The sequence below is a fragment of the Rathayibacter sp. VKM Ac-2927 genome (genome assembly GCF_022815525.1).
Lineage (GTDB): Bacteria > Actinomycetota > Actinomycetes > Actinomycetales > Microbacteriaceae > Rathayibacter > Rathayibacter festucae.
Genome location: NZ_JALGRT010000002.1, coordinates 333,966 through 348,250 on the forward strand (window position 1 = coordinate 333,966; position 14,285 = coordinate 348,250).

A 14,285-nucleotide genomic window follows, 5' to 3' on the forward strand; every position below is an offset into this window, starting at 1 on the left:
CACGTTATTCGATATGCTCGCCTCTCGACACGCACCCCTCACGACCCAGGAGCCCCGCATGCCCCGACCCGTCCTCCTCGCGCTCCGCACCCTCCTGCTGGTGCTGCTGCTCGGCTGCGTGCTCGTGCAGCTCGCCGTCGGCCCGGTCGCCCGGGAGGCGCTCGACGGCGGGCCGGTCGACGCGGTGCTCGTCGCGGTCGTGGTCGCCGGGCTGCTCTGCGTCGAGGCCGTGCTGATCGCGGTCTGGCGGCTGCTCAGCCTGGTCCGCGACGACACGCTCTTCGCGGGCGACCACCGCTCCGACCTCTGGGTCGACCTCGCGATCGGCGCCTTCATCGCCGGCGCGGTGCTGGCCGTCGTCGGCGCCGTCGCCTCGCTCACCGCGGTGCCCGCGCCCCTGCCCGCCCTCGCCTTCGGACTCGTCGCCGTGGCGAGCGCGACCACCGCGCTGATCGTCGTGGTGATGCGGCGCCTCCTGCACCTCGCGGTGGCGCAGCGCAGCGAGCTCGCCGAGGTCGTCTGATGGCGATCGTCCTGCACCTCGACGTCGAGCTCGCCAAGCGCAAGATGTCGGTCACCGATCTGGCCGCCGCGGTCGGCATCACCACCGCGAACATCTCGATCCTCAAGAACGGCCGCGCCAAGGCCGTCCGCTTCTCCACCCTCGACGCGATCTGCGCGGTCCTCGACTGCCAGCCCGGCGACATCCTGAGTCGCGTCCCGGATGAGGAGGGGAGCAGCACAGCGCTCGTCGGTGACGCCTCCCGCTGAGAGCGCTCCCTCGGCACCCCGCGAAGGGGGACACGGCGCGCGCTCGATCGTCTCCGCGCCGAAACAGGCGTGCAACATCCGGCTCCGAGACTGGGGAGGCTCCAAGCCCCCTCCCACTCGATCCGAAGGTTGTCGCTTGTCCACCACCCCCTCGTTCCGGAGGGTCGTCCGACTCTCCGCCGCCACCGCCCTGTGCACCGGACTCGCACTCGGCACCGCTCTCGCCGCCCCCGCGGCGCTCGGCGCGACCACTCCCCCCGTCGACGCGGCCGCCCCCGCGGTCGTCGACCTCAGCATCACCGACGCCCTGGCACTCCTGCAGTCCGGCGCGACGACGTCCGTCGCCCTGACCCAGCGCTACCTCGACCGCATCGCGGCCTACGACGACCCCTACGGCGACCAGCCCGGACTCGCCGCGGTCATCCTGGCCAACCCGGACGCGCTCGCCACCGCGGCCGAGCTCGACGCCGAGCGCGCGGCCGGCACGATCCGCGGACCGCTGCACGGCATCCCGATCCTGGTGAAGGACAACTACGCCACGTTCGACATGCCCACCACCGCGGGCAGCGCCTCGCTGCACACGTACCAGACGAAGCTCGACTCGACGGCCGTGCAGCGCCTGCGCGACGCCGGCGCGATCATCCTCGCGAAGACCAACATGGCGGAGTTCGCCTGGCACGGAACCTACACACTCAGCTCCGAGCGCGGCCGGACCAACAATCCCTACAACCAGGCGAACAGCGCCAGCGGTTCGAGCGGAGGCACCGGCGCGGCCGTCGCCGCCGGCTACGCCCCCGCGGGCCTCGGCACCGACACCTGCGGCTCGATCGTCGGACCGAGCGCGCACCAGAGCCTCGTCGGCTACCGGCCGACCATGGGCCTGACCAGCGTCACGGGCATCGTCCCGCTGTCGCCGCGCCAGGACGTCTCGGGCCCGATGACGACGACCGTCACCGACGCGGCCCTCCTGATGGAGGTGCTCGCGGGCTACGACCCGACCGACCCGCTGACCGTCATCGCGGACCAGCAGGACAGCTCCACCTACGTCGAGGGGCTCAGCGACACCGCGCTCGAGGGCAAGCGCATCGGCTACGTGCGCTGGGACTACGAGGAGGACCCGGCCCGTCCGGGCCTCGCCGAGACCACCGGGCTCGTCGATCAGGCGGTCCTCGACCTCGCCGCGCAGGGCGCCGAGATCGTGCCGGTGCCGACCTTCACCCGCGAGTTCGTGGCGAACACGCTCGTCAGCGGCGGCTACCTCGACCTGCGCCCCGGCATCGACGCGTTCTTCGCGGACACCGAGGCGACCTGGCCCGAGGGCCTCGCGGGTCTCACGGAGCCGGCCGACGCGCTGACCTTCTCGGACGTCATGGCGGACGGGAAGACCTCGCTGCTGCCCGACGACGTCGCGTTCTTCAACAGCAACGCGGACATCCCGAACCCCGCGTACGACGCGGCGATCGCGGCTCAGGACGCGGGCAAGCTGGCGATGGACCAGTTCTTCATCGACAACGACCTCGACGCTCTGGCGATGCCGACCAGCGCGACGGCGGCGACCCCCGACTGGGCGGGCACGACGTTCTGCGACGTCGGCGCGAACACCGGCGTCCCGACGGTCTCGCTGCCGGCCGGCTTCACTTCGACCGGAACCGCCGCCGGCCTCGAGCTGGCCGCCCCGCGCAGCCAGGACGCGGCACTGCTCGCGATGTCGTACGACTACGAGCAGGCCACGCTGAACCGCGTCGCCCCGGCGTCGACCCCGGAGCTGGCCGCCGCACCGACCCCGGAGCCGACGGCCACACCGACCGCGCCGCCGGTCGAGCCGACGGCGGAGCCCACCGTGGCGCCGACGGCCGAGCCGACCGTGGCGCCGACCGTGGCGCCCACCGTCGCGCCGACCGCTGAGCCGACCGCGACCGCCGGTCCCGTCGCTCCGGCGCCGACCGCGACGCCGAAGCCCACGGCGAAGCCCGGTGCCGCGCTCGCGCACACCGGCGCCGAGGGCACGACCGGCCTGGCCGCGCTGGCCTTCGCCCTGATCGCCGGCGGCGCGGGAGCACTCGCGCTGACCGCGACGCGCAGGCGCACCGCCCAGAAGTAACCACCGCACGGCAGGCGGGGTCGGCGGGTTCCGCCGGCCCCGCTTCCGCGTCTCGGCCGCGCAACATCAGCTGAGAGCGCGTCTCATCGCCGATGAGCGACGAGGCCCACTCTCAGCTGATGTTGCGGAGAGCTTCCGCGGCTCGGGCGGCGCTCCATGCTGATCGAGTAGCCCGCCTAGCGGGCGTATCGAGATCCACCACCGCCGGACGTCGAGTCAGCAGACCCCGCACGCTCAGGCGGCCACCGCGACCGGCTGGATCCGCGCCCGCGGCGCCCAGCCGACGGCGATCGCCGCGACGGCGAGCGAGAGCTGCCCCACCCACGGCAGCACCGCCGAGACGACCGACGCATCGCCACCGCTGGTCGCGAACGAGTCGGCGATGGACATCCCGATGCCGAAGCCCGTGAAGAAGCGGAAGAAGATCGCCGCGCCGACCAGCGACAGCATCACGATCACGAGCCGCCGCGGCGTGAGGGCGTCGCCCGCGCGGTGCACGGCGAGCGCCGCCACGAACAGCGCGGGCACCGTCCAGAAGGCCGCCCAGATCGCGGTCGCGACGAGCGTGCCCGTGATCGAGAAGCCGTCGCGCTCGGCCAGCAGCCGGTAGATCGTGGCGAGATCGGTGCCCGGCACCTTGGTGAGCGGATTCCAGACCAGCAGGTCGATCCCGCCGACCACGACCACGGCGACGACCAGCGCCGCCCCGCCCAGCGCGATCGGCGCCCGCCGCGCCCGCGACGCGGTCCGGTGCTCCCACGCGATCGGCCGCGTCCCGCCGATCACCGCGACACCCGTCGCCAGCCCCGCGCTCGACACCAGGAAGCCCAGGAGCGGCAGCCACCACGGCGCCCCCGGCACCAGCACGCCGCCCGCCACCATCGCCGGCCCCGCGATCGCCGCGAGCAGCGACACCCGCGCCGTCCGGGTCTCGGCGGCCCGCGCAGCCCCCGCCATGTGCGCGGCGCCGACCAGCCCGACGACGAGCGCCAGCCCGATCAGCACCCGGCCCGTCGCCTGCATCACCGTGAGCACCCCCGCGGAGACCCCCTCCGGCACGACTCCTCCGCCGGTCAGGTACCCGCCGATCAAGATCACCGCGGCAGCCGTCAGCAGCCCGAGCCCGCGCCGCGCCAGCCGTCGCGGCCGGAGGAACCGCGGCTCCCCGGAGTGCACCGGCAGCCCGCGGTCGAGCGTCGCGCTGAGCACGAGCGCGCCGAGCACCACGTCGCGGCGCCGCAGCCCCGCCTCGCCAGCACCGGCGACGTCGGCCCGCCACTCCTCGAGGTAGCGCTCGCGGGCGAGCGGCGGGAGCAGAAGGGCCAGGAGTCGCAGCAGCAGGTCGATCACGCGCGGGCCTCCGCTCCGGAGAGCCGGACCGGCCGGGCCGCGACCGCCTCGAACCGCACCACGGCGGTCGCCGCCGCCTGCGCCCCCTCGCTCGTCAGCTCGTACAGCCGGCGCCGCGGACCGCTGCGCTCCGTGTCCGCCTCCCACGCCGACGACACCCAGCCGGCCCCCTCGAGCCGCTCCAGGATCGGGTACACACTGCCCGCCGGTCGCCCGGTGCCCTTGATGACGAGCATCCCCCAGGTCGGCCCGGAGGCGTCGAGGAGCGCGCGGAGCACGTCCGCGGTCGCGGCGGTCATGCGGCTGAGCGGAGTCATGCGCCGAGGCTACCTATATAGAGATAGGACGGTCAACCGCGCTGCTGCGATACTCGCGGCATGACCGCCTACAACCCCGCCGTGTATCCCGAGCCCACTCCCGGCACCGGCCCGCAGCCCCCGAAGACCGGGAACGGCCTCGGACTCGCCTCGCTGATCATCGGCATCGTCGCGCTCGTCGGCGCCGTCATCCCGATCGTCAACTACGTCTCCGGCTTCGTCGCCTTCGTCGGCCTGGTGCTCGGCGTGATCGCGCTGTTCCTCAAGGGCAGGAAGAAGGGGACGGCCATCGCCGGCGTGATCCTCAACGCCCTGGCGATCGTGCTCGCGATCATCCTGGCGATCGTCTACACCGCCGGATTCGCGAGCGGCATCTCGAACGCGATCGCGACCGCGCAGGCCTCGGCGACGTCCGGGACTCCCCAGACCCTCGTCTACGAGGTCACCGGAGCGGGCACGAGCACGTCGATCGTCTACTCCACCCTCGACGGCGCGAACTCCGGCGTCGAGCAGGCCGCCGCCCAGCCCCTCCCCTTCACCAAGGAGCTGCAGGTCGACAGCACCGCCTTCCAGGCGTTCTCCGTCACCGCGACGAACGGCGCCGACGACGAGGGCGACATCACCTGCCGGATCACCCTCGACGGCGAGGTCCTCGCCGAGGAGACCGGCACCGGCGCCTTCGGCTCGGCCGTCTGCATCGCGACCCCGCAGTAGGGGCCCGCTGCGCATTCGTCGTCGGTCATCAAGGCGGCGGCTGCCTCGACACTTTCGAGGACGACGGCGACCGCAGCGACGCGACGGCGGGATTCGAACCCGCGTCAGCGGTGTTGCAGACCGCTCCCTGGCCTCTCGGGCACGCCGCGATGGCGGCGGGAGCCGGTGTTCACGCACCGGATCCCGCGTCCATCCAGGGTGCTGCCCGGACGCTCGCGAGCGAAGTCCACTACCCCCGATGACGGGGTGTTTCGCCGTGTGACCCGGTGAGCTGCACGCTCGCAGGCCGGCGGGGGCCTAGCCTCCGAGCGTGAGCGAACGACCCGAAGCGGCGACCAGGACCGGGACATCGAGACACCCCCGGCGCCGTGCCCTCGTGATCGGCGGCGTCCTCGCGGTGCTGATCGCGATCCCGGCCGGGCTCGTGGCGCTCGCGCTCAGCGACTGGGGCGACCCGACGGCCGGCACGGTGCCGCCGGAGGGCGACGGCCGGGTGCTGGTCGCCCGGCTGCTGCCCGTGCTCGACGACGACGCGGCCATCGCCGAACTCGTCCCCGCCGACACCGCGGAGCAGCGGGCGACGATCACGCGGTTCTGCTCAGACCTGGTCGGGACCGATCCGGTCGTGACGATCTACGACGCGATCGTGCCGACGCCGTTCAGCGTCTCCCTGCACACGGTGCCGGAGCCGGGAGTCGTCCCGCACCAGTGCGCGCTCGGGTTCAGCTGGGTGAAGGACGAGGGCTGGCACGTCGGCGCGGAGGCGAGCCGCCTGGACTGACCCCGCGCCGACGCGGAGTGCTACTTGCGGAACATCCGGGCGGTCGTCTCGAAGAGGCCGGCGACCGGGCGCTGCTGCTCGCCCTGCTGGGCGCCGAGGATGATGATGACGGCGGTCAGCACCGGGATCGCCCACTGGGTGACCTTCTGGACGCGGAGCGCGGTGGTCAGCTCGTCGGAGTTGCTCGAGGACGCCTCGGTGACGCCCTTCGCGCCCTCGTCGGCGTGCTTGGCCTGGGTCGCGCCGGCGATCGCGGCGGTGACGGAGGCGGCGCCCGCGAGACCGGTGACGATCGTCTTCACGACCGTGTTGGTGCGGCTCTCCTGCTGGTTCGCCAGGCGGGTCTTGTTGGCGAGGATCAGGCCGATGCCGCCGACGCCGTGGGCGGCGATCGCCGCGAGCTGCACGGGGGTCCAGCGGGCCCAGCCGTTCGCGGCGAGGCGCAGGCGCTCGGACGGGTCGGAGGAGGTGGACGCAGCGCCGTTCAGGCCGACGGCGCCCATCAGGGAACCGCCGAACCAGGCGGCGGCGCCGAGGTCGTGGAGGCTGCGGACGAGCGTGTTGCGTGAGGGCATGGAGGCCTCTTCCTGTGCGGGTCGTCTGAGGGTGGCTGGCTCCTGACGGTACGCGCGTGCCCGCGAAACGAACGGGGCTTGACCTCTCGCCCGCGGCGCGCTCGAGTGGAGCGGTACCGACCCGAGGAGCGAGCACGATGAGCGACGACACGACCGACGACGAGAAGCGCGGGATCCGCGACGACTTCCACGACGCCGTGAACATGACGGCGAAGGAGATCGAGGGGTGGCTCGAGAAGGACGAGTCGAAGGAGGTCGGCCAGAAGCCGGCGAGCGGCGGCGAGTCCGTCGGCCACCACAGCGGGCGCCGGATCATCGACATCCTCGGCACCAAGCAGGCCGACCTGAGCGAGGACGATTACGCGCACATGAAGAAGGTCACCGGCTACGTCGCCCGGCACTCGAAGCAGCGGCCCTCCGGCGACGTCACCGAGACGAAGTGGCGCTACTCGCTGATGAACTGGGGCAACGACCCGCTGAAGGGGTGACCGCGACCCTCGCTGCCGAGGCGTCCCCGAACCGTCGAGACGTCCCTGTACAGCGGGACGCCACGACGGGAGCGGGACGCCTCGGCGGCCGACGTGCCTGCGGTGGGGGATCTCGATACGCGCGCTGCGCGCGCTACTCGATCAGCAAGATGGGGGCGCCCGCCGAGCATGCTGGTCGAGCAGCCGCCGCAGGCGACACCATGCTGGTCGAGTAGCCGCCGGAGGCGGCGTATCGAGACCCGCCCCCTCAGCACCCCCGCCGCAGGCGTCCGCCCGGCGGCCCCGCCGTCAGTCGACCGCGCAGCTCGCGTCGATCGGGCCGATCACGCCGTCGGTCACCGGGACGATGCCGCAGTTCGGGAAGCCCGCGCGCGGCCGGTGCGCGGGGTCGATGGCGCGCAGGAGGCTGCCGAGCACCGTGCCGTGGGTGACGACCAGCACGTCGCCGTGCTCGGCCGCCGGCAGGATCAGCGCGAGCGCCGCCTCCACCCGCTCCCGCACCGAGGCGGCGGTGTCCGCGCGGCCGGACGGGTCGTGCCGGTGGATCGCGTCGATGACGCTGTCCAGGCCCGCGTCGGTCATCCGCGGCCAGTCCGCCGAGGCCGGCACGTACGAGTAGCCGTGGTCGGCGAAGACCGGCTCCCAGAGCGACGCGTTCGGCTGCCCCTCGAAGCCGCCGAAGTGCCACTCCCGCAGCGTCGACGTCGGCACCGGCTCGATCGACGGATGCCCCACGAGCGCCGCCGCGGCCGTGGTCCGCGTGCGCGTCAGGTCGCTCAGGAACGCCGCGACCAGCGGCACCCCGCGCATCCGCTCGCCGAGGACCGCGATCTGCCGCTCGCCCCGCGCGGTCAGCGGCGAGTCGCACCAGCCCTGCAGCTGGCCGTTGACGTTGAAGAGCGTCTGGGCGTGCCGGACGAAGTGGACGGTGCCGCGGGTCATGGTGCTCTCTCCGTAGTGACTGACAGGACTGACAGGACTGAAGGGCGCCTTACTCCGGCGCCGCCCGCGCGATGTGCAGCGCCAGGAACGCCACCTCCTCGTTCGGCAGCTCCGCACCGTACTCCGCCCGCACGAACGCGCGGACCCGCTCCGCCGTCGCGACGGCCCGCGGATACCGCGCGCTCAGGCTGGTGAAGAGGAAGTCGTCCGAGCTGACCAGCAGCCCGCCCGAGAAGAACCGCTCGGCGAAGTACTGCAGGTGCGCCACGAAGCGCGCCGAGCGCAGGTCCTCGCGGTCCAGCGCCGCTCCACTCGTGTGCTGGATGATCGCGGTCACCGAGCGGATGAGCTGCACGATCCGCAGCGAGTCGATGCCGACCTTGCCGAGCTCCGCATTGGCGAGGTGGAAGGCCACGTTCGCCGCCTCGTCGTCCGGCACGTCCACTCCGAGCCGCTCGCGCATCGCCGCGACCGCCCGCTCCCCCACCGCGTACTGCACGGGATAGACGGAGCGCATCTCCCAGGCGAGCCGGTTCGCGACCGCGAGCCCGCGCCGCTGCCGCTCGACCGCGAAGTGCAGGTGGTCGGTGAGCGCGAGGTACACGTGCGGGTCGACCTTCAGCCCCTGCTCCTCCGCGTCGGCGACGACCGCCCGGGTCAGCTCGACGAACTCCGGCGGGATCTGCGCCAGCAGCTCGACGAGGTTGCGCTGGTCGGCGTCGTCGAGCGCGACGAACACCTGGTCCACCGCGGACGCCTCGATCACCTCGCCCGCCTTGGCGCCGAAGCCGATCCCCTTGCCGAGCAGCACCCGCTCGGCGCCGCGCTCGTCGACGACGAGCACGACGCTCGAGTTGAGCACCTTCTTGATGGTCTGCATGCGTGTCTCCGTCGACGGCGTCTGCGCGGCCCGGCGGGCAACTGGAGCGAGGAGGGTCATCCCAGGTCGGAGCCGTTGGACGCGATGACCCGCTGGTACCAGGAGAAGGAGTCCTTCCGGTACCGGTTCGTGCTGCCGTGGCCGAGGTCGTCCATGTCGACGTAGACGAACCCGTAGCGCTTCGAGATCTGCGAGCTGGAGGCGCTGATCAGGTCGATCGGCGCCCAGCTCACGTAGCCGAGGAGCTCCACACCCTCGTCCACCGCCTGGATCATCTGCTCGAAGTGCGCGCGGAAGTAGTCGATCCGGTAGGGGTCGTGGATGCGGGGATCCTCCCCCTCATTGTCCGATGCGACGAGCTCGTCCCGCATCCCGAGCCCGTTCTCGACGATGAACAGCGGCTTGCCGTAGCGGTCGTAGAGATCGATCAGCGAAATCCGCAGGCCGACCGGGTCGATCTGCCAGCCCCACTCGCTCGACTCGAGGAACGGGTTCTTCACCCCGAGCACCGTGTTGCCGGGGGTGCGCTCGGCGTCCGGGCGCACCGACTCCGTCATCGACATGTAGTAGCTGAACGAGATGAAGTCGACGGGATGCTCGCGCAGCAGCTCGGCGTCCCCCTCCGCGAACGGGATCTCGACCCCGCGTGCCCCGAGCGCCCGCAGGGCGAGGCGCGGGTAGGCGCCGCCGGCCTGGACGTCGGTGCAGAGGTAGAGCATCCGCTCCTTGGCCTGGGTGGCCGCGACGTCGTCGGGGTGGCAGGTGTTCGGGTAGGTCGTCAGCATGGTGAGCATGCAGCCCATCCGCGCCTCGGGCCAGAGCTCGTGCAGTGTCTTCGTGACCGACGCCGAGGCCACGAACTGGTGGTGCAGCGCCGTGTAGCAGGCCTGCTCGACGCTGCCCTCGACGGTCTCCTCGATGATGCCGCCCGAGGTGAACGGGTGGCGGATGATCCCGTCGATCTCGTTGAAGGACAGCCACATGTCGACCAGGTGGCCGAAGCGCTCGAAGCAGGTGCGGGCGAAGCGCTCGAACAGCTCGATCGTCCGGCGCTCGACCCAGGCGTTGTGCTTGAGCGCCAGGGCGAGCGGCGGGTCGTAGTGCGAGAGGGTGACCAGCGGCTCGATGCCCAGGCGCCGCATCTCGGTGAAGAGCGCGAGGTAGTAGGCGATGCCCTCCTCGAGCGGCTCCGCCTCCTCCCCCGTCGGGTAGAGCCGGGTCCAGGCGATCGAGACGCGGAGGGTGGTGAAGCCCATCTCCGCGAAGAGCGCCAGGTCACCGGGGTAGCGGTGGTAGAAGTCGATGCCGCGGCGCTTGGGGTAGTACTCGGTGTCGTCGTCCGCCATCGCCGCGGTGATGCTCGCCACCGTGTTCTGATGGTGGATCGCGTACTCCTTGGGGTCGGCCTTCGGCTTGTAGGAGGCGACGTCACTGACGGCCGGCCCGCGCCCGCCCTCGCGCCATGCGCCCTCGACCTGGTTGGCGGCGAGTGCGCCGCCCCAACGGAATCCCTCAGGCAGCGCCATCGGCGAGCTCCTTCTCTTTCTGGGTGACGGTGATGATCGCATCCCCCGCCGACACTCGGTCGGCGGCCTCGATGAGCACGGTGTACTCGGCCGAGTTGGTGATCAGCACCGGGGTGGTGGTGTCGTAGCCGGCGGCGGTGATGGCCACGAGGTCGGCGGTGAGCAGCAGCTGCCCGGCCTCGACGCGCTCGTCGACGGCGACGTGCACGTCGAAGGGGGCGCCGTCGAGCTGGACGGTGTCGAGTCCGACGTGGATGAGGGCCTCGACCCCGTCGTCGCGCCGCAGGCCGATGGCGTGCTTGGAGCTGAGGACGGCGATGACCGTCCCGGCGAACGGCGAGCGGACGACGCCGTCGGTCGGGCGGATGGCGATGCCCTCGCCGAGGACACCGGCGGAGAAGACGGGGTCGTTCACCTCGCTGAGCGGGATGACGTCGCCGCTGAGCGGGGCGGTGAGGGCGGTCACATCGTCGGCGTCCTTCGCGACCACGTCGCCGAGGGCCTGGACGCTGGCGGAGGCGTCGTCGCGCCAGATGATGAAGGAGACGACGAACGAGACGGCGACCGAGATGAGCAGGCCGATGACCGCGTTGAGCAGGTTCCAGGGGTTGAGCCCGTCGATGAACATCGAGATGCTCGCGACGCCCGGGCTGACCAAGGCGAATGCGGCGACCTGGGTGGCGCCGATGTAGGCGCCGCCGACGACGCTGCCCGAGATGACGGAGATCAGCGCGCGCTTGTTCTGCAGGGTGACGCCGTAGAGGGCGGGCTCGGTGATGCCGAAGAGGGCGGAGAGTCCGCCGGAGAAGGCGGTCGCGCGCAGCGCCGCGCTCTTGGTGCGCAGGGCGATCGCGAGGCTGGAGCCGGCTTCCGCCGCGTTGTGCGCGAGGGAGGAGGCGAGGTAGAAGGTGTCCTTGCCCGCGCTGGCCATCGTCGCGATGGTCGGCGGGATGAAGGCCTTGTGCATGCCGACCGAGATGATCAGCGGCAGCACGCCGGCGAGGAGCGCGACGGCCACCCAGCCGAGCGCGCCGTAGAGGCCGATCAGGGCGCCGGTGAGCATCGAGCCCAGCCAGTAGCCGAGCGGGCCGAGCAGGAAGATCGTGGCCGGAGCGACGATGACCAGGCACATCAGCGGCACGTAGAAGGTGCGGATCGGTCCCCAGGAGTGCTTCGTGAAGAAGCGCTCGACGACCGAGAGGAGGAGGACCGCGAGGATCGCCGGGAACACCTGCGCGTTGTAGGCGATCACCGGGACCGGGATGCCGAAGAGGGCGACGCCGCCCTCCTGGTTGAGCAGCGTGGTGAAGGCCGGGAAGACGAGCACCCCGACGAGTCCGAGGGCGAGCGGTCGGTTCACGTCGAGCTTCTTGGCGCTGGTGTAGGCGACGAGGAGCGGCAGGAAGCCGAACACCGCGTCCGGGATAGCGGACAGCAGCTTGAAGTTGTCACTCGCGGGGTCGAGCCAGCCCACCGCGGAGGCGAGGACGAGGAACGACTTGAAGATGCCGGCTCCGGCGATGGCCGGGATGATCGGCGTGAAGACGCTGACGACGAAGTCCATGACCGTCGCGCCGAGGCGCTTGAGCGAGCGCGGCTGCTTCGCCTTCGGGGCGGTCGCCTCGGTGCCGCCGCGCAGCTTCTCGACCGCCGCGTACATCTCGGCGACGCCGTTGCCGACGATGACCTGCGTCTGCGGCCCCATGACGACGCCGATCACGCCGGGCACCGCCTTGAGGGCGTCGACATCGGCCTTCTGGTCGTCCGCGAGCGCGAAGCGCAGGCGGGTCGAGCAGTGCTGCAGCTTCGAGACGTTGCCGGCACCGCCGACGTGCTCGAGGATCGCCTTCGCGCTGTCCTGGGTACTCATCGGTACTCCTTCGGGTGTGTGGGGGACGCGCGCTTCCCTGCGCTGTGCTGCGTCGTGTTCTTGTTGCTTCCGTCGCTGTCCCCGCACCGTCATCGGCGCGTCAGGAGGCGTCCGGGCACAAAAAAAGGACCCGACGACGCTTCGTACGCGTTTCGTCGGATCCTGCCTGCACGACCAGTCACATGTCCGAGAGCGAACATAACACGGGGGTGGCGGGGGCGTCAAAGTGTGGGCGGAGGCGCAACATGCCGGGCGGCTCGGCCTCGGAACTGAGTCTGAGTACCCGAAGAGCTACACACTTCGGCGATTAGCGCCCCTCAGCCTTGGTTGTGAGGGTGCCGCATGATGGAGTCGTGGATGTCCTCGAGGTTGTTGCCGCTGTCATCGAGAGCGACGGCCGCATCCTGGCCTGCCGCCGCCGACCCGAGAAGGACGCCGGCGGCAAGTGGGAGTTTCCAGGCGGCAAGGTCGAGGCCGGCGAAACGCACGAACAGGCGCTCGCCCGAGAGATCAGCGAGGAGCTCGGCGTCGAGATCGAGGTGGGCGAACTCTTGACCGTCGACGACACCGCAGGCTCGACGCGCGTGATCCGGCTCTCGTGCTTCTGGGCGACGCTCTCCTCGGAGAGTCCTACGTCTAGCACCGACCACGACTCGATGCTGTGGGTCACGCGCGCTGACCTCACACCACTGGAGTGGGCACCCGCCGATTTACCTGCGGTCGCTCTCCTGACCGCCTAGGGATCGACGAGGACGAAGCCGTCATCGGTGCGAATTGCGGTGATGATCCCGAGCTTCCTGATGAGGTCAACGAGATCTGCTTCGGGACGACCAGGGAGGAGGATGACCGGTACGGCCGCCCAGCCGAGCCGATTCGCGACGTGTGCATAATCGAGCACCTGCCCGATAGCCGTGCGTACGTAAGAGCGCGCAGTGGACTTTTTTGCCTCCACGATCCAGCCACTGGATTTGACGTACAGGTCCGGCTCGATTCGCGTCGCGCCAACCGGAAGGGGGAGCCGGCTGGGAGGCGTGCCGTTCTCCGTCAGCCACTCGCCGAAGGCAGCCTGAAGCTCAAATTCCACTCGAGACACGACCCGCTCCTCGATGGGGCTGAGATCAGCACCGGCGATAACAACGTCTGAGTACTCCGGTGGCGACCACGCGGCGAGTTCGGCGGTTGTAACTTCGTGACCACCGTAAGCGGGCAGGGTAGAGACGTCCGCGCTGATGGGAACAAGAGTGAAGATAATACCTCGACGCAGCGTTCCCTCGGTGTCAGGAATCGTCTCGTAGCGGTAGGTCGGATCGCCCGTGGTGAAAGCTCCGATGTAAGTGACGCTGGTCCCCTGAACCGTGAACAGTCGAATCACCCGGTTGGTCACCGCCGCATCACGGAGAGCGAGGTTTCCGCGGAGAAACACCTGATCGCCGATCTGACCCTCGCCGGTGTAGGAGTAGGAGCCGTCCTCGCGCAGGCCCTCGAAGCGGTCGTACCCGTAGCGAGCTCCCTTAGCCGGATCAGTGAAGATGAAGATTTCGCCGAGGGACTTCGGAGTCGCAATCCCGCCCTGCTGCTGGCCACCGTACGCTCTGTGAACGGCCCGCCTCAGGACCTGGTCGCCCTCAACGAGAGTGAATCTCGTGCCATTCGCCCCACGCCGTGCAATGCGCGTGCGAACGAAGTCGGCCTGCTCCTCGCTCAGACTCCAGCGCGTCGTCGACGGATCGAGAGTGCCGAATTGTTCGCGCAAGACAGAGCGAATTCGCTTCTGCGAGACGCCCAACTCGAGGGAAAGGGTTGCGGGAGTCAAATCGGGCATGGCCCGAGAGTAGAAATCTCCACGCCATTTATTGGCGAGGTACGCTCGTGTCTCTTTAGTGAAGAGTTGTCGCCATTTCTGACCTGACCTGAGGCGCCGTGCGGCAGTACCCAGCGAGGAGGAAGGCGACGGTTGTGAAGTCACTCAA

Annotated in this window: 15 protein-coding genes and 1 tRNA gene; 7 read left to right on the forward strand and 9 right to left on the reverse strand. The window is 70.7% G+C overall.

The window, feature by feature from the left end:
• Positions 1–58: 58 nt before the first annotated feature.
• The 3 genes from MT353_RS06785 (at position 59) to MT353_RS06795 (ending at position 2,872) form a co-directional block, all read left to right on the forward strand.
• On the forward strand, positions 59–523 hold the full coding sequence (locus tag MT353_RS06785; protein ID WP_243623921.1) for a DUF2975 domain-containing protein: 465 nt from the start codon (positions 59–61) through the stop codon (positions 521–523).
• Positions 523–771, forward strand: coding sequence for a helix-turn-helix transcriptional regulator (locus MT353_RS06790; RefSeq protein ID WP_173251434.1), 249 nt, complete (start codon positions 523–525; stop codon positions 769–771). The genes MT353_RS06785 and MT353_RS06790 overlap by 1 nt, the downstream gene beginning before the upstream one ends.
• 136 nt (positions 772–907) lie before the next feature.
• Complete coding sequence (locus MT353_RS06795) at positions 908–2,872, forward strand: amidase family protein (protein ID WP_243623922.1); 1,965 nt, start codon at positions 908–910, stop codon at positions 2,870–2,872.
• A 234-nt stretch (positions 2,873–3,106) separates the two neighbouring features.
• Here MT353_RS06795 and MT353_RS06800 read toward each other — a convergent pair whose 3' ends face one another.
• Both MT353_RS06800 and MT353_RS06805 read right to left on the reverse strand, forming a co-directional pair.
• Complete coding sequence (locus tag MT353_RS06800) at positions 3,107–4,222, reverse strand: hypothetical protein (protein WP_243623923.1); 1,116 nt, start codon at positions 4,220–4,222, stop codon at positions 3,107–3,109.
• Complete coding sequence (locus MT353_RS06805) at positions 4,219–4,539, reverse strand: PadR family transcriptional regulator (protein WP_243623924.1); 321 nt, start codon at positions 4,537–4,539, stop codon at positions 4,219–4,221. Before MT353_RS06805 ends, MT353_RS06800 begins: the two co-directional genes overlap by 4 nt.
• 60 nt (positions 4,540–4,599) lie before the next feature.
• On the opposite strand from MT353_RS06805, the gene MT353_RS06810 reads away from it, so the two are divergent.
• Positions 4,600–5,253, forward strand: coding sequence for an MmpS family transport accessory protein (locus tag MT353_RS06810; protein WP_243623925.1), 654 nt, complete (start codon positions 4,600–4,602; stop codon positions 5,251–5,253).
• A gap of 78 nt (positions 5,254–5,331) precedes the next feature.
• On the opposite strand, the gene MT353_RS06815 is transcribed toward MT353_RS06810, so the two are convergent.
• Positions 5,332–5,402, reverse strand: a tRNA-Cys gene (locus MT353_RS06815).
• A gap of 161 nt (positions 5,403–5,563) precedes the next feature.
• Here MT353_RS06815 and MT353_RS06820 point away from each other — a divergent pair.
• Entirely contained in the window at positions 5,564–6,034 is a 471-nt protein-coding gene (locus MT353_RS06820; RefSeq protein ID WP_243623926.1) for a hypothetical protein, read from the forward strand.
• A 20-nt stretch (positions 6,035–6,054) separates the two neighbouring features.
• Here the strand turns inward: MT353_RS06820 and MT353_RS06825 are convergent, their stop codons facing one another.
• The gene (locus MT353_RS06825) at positions 6,055–6,609 is read right to left on the reverse strand and encodes a hypothetical protein (RefSeq protein ID WP_123446696.1); all 555 of its coding nucleotides are present in this window, start codon (positions 6,607–6,609) and stop codon (positions 6,055–6,057) included.
• Positions 6,610–6,746: 137 nt separating this feature from the next.
• On the opposite strand from MT353_RS06825, the gene MT353_RS06830 reads away from it, so the two are divergent.
• Positions 6,747–7,097: a DUF3140 domain-containing protein gene (locus MT353_RS06830; RefSeq protein ID WP_123736695.1), complete on the forward strand. Its 351-nt coding sequence runs from the start codon at positions 6,747–6,749 to the stop codon at positions 7,095–7,097.
• A 288-nt stretch (positions 7,098–7,385) separates the two neighbouring features.
• Here the strand turns inward: MT353_RS06830 and MT353_RS06835 are convergent, their stop codons facing one another.
• Genes MT353_RS06835 through MT353_RS06850 form a run of 4 tightly spaced genes read right to left on the reverse strand, consistent with a single transcriptional unit; the run spans position 7,386 to position 12,315 of the window.
• The gene (locus tag MT353_RS06835) at positions 7,386–8,039 is read right to left on the reverse strand and encodes a histidine phosphatase family protein (RefSeq protein ID WP_243623927.1); all 654 of its coding nucleotides are present in this window, start codon (positions 8,037–8,039) and stop codon (positions 7,386–7,388) included.
• Positions 8,040–8,088: 49 nt separating this feature from the next.
• Positions 8,089–8,919 carry a PRD domain-containing protein gene (locus MT353_RS06840; protein WP_243623928.1) on the reverse strand — a complete coding sequence of 277 codons (831 nt, stop codon included), beginning with the start codon at positions 8,917–8,919 and terminating at the stop codon, positions 8,089–8,091.
• Between the two features lie 56 nt (positions 8,920–8,975).
• Positions 8,976–10,445: a glycoside hydrolase family 1 protein gene (locus tag MT353_RS06845; RefSeq protein WP_243623929.1), complete on the reverse strand. Its 1,470-nt coding sequence runs from the start codon at positions 10,443–10,445 to the stop codon at positions 8,976–8,978.
• A complete protein-coding gene (locus tag MT353_RS06850) occupies positions 10,432–12,315 on the reverse strand; it encodes a beta-glucoside-specific PTS transporter subunit IIABC (RefSeq protein WP_243623930.1) in 1,884 nt (627 codons plus the stop codon). Before MT353_RS06850 ends, MT353_RS06845 begins: the two co-directional genes overlap by 14 nt.
• A gap of 353 nt (positions 12,316–12,668) precedes the next feature.
• On the opposite strand from MT353_RS06850, the gene MT353_RS06855 reads away from it, so the two are divergent.
• Entirely contained in the window at positions 12,669–13,055 is a 387-nt protein-coding gene (locus MT353_RS06855; RefSeq protein ID WP_243623931.1) for a (deoxy)nucleoside triphosphate pyrophosphohydrolase, read from the forward strand.
• On the opposite strand, the gene MT353_RS06860 is transcribed toward MT353_RS06855, so the two are convergent.
• The gene (locus tag MT353_RS06860) at positions 13,052–14,137 is read right to left on the reverse strand and encodes a YDG/SRA domain-containing protein (RefSeq protein WP_243623932.1); all 1,086 of its coding nucleotides are present in this window, start codon (positions 14,135–14,137) and stop codon (positions 13,052–13,054) included. The genes MT353_RS06855 and MT353_RS06860 overlap by 4 nt on opposite strands.
• Positions 14,138–14,285 lie beyond the last annotated feature (148 nt).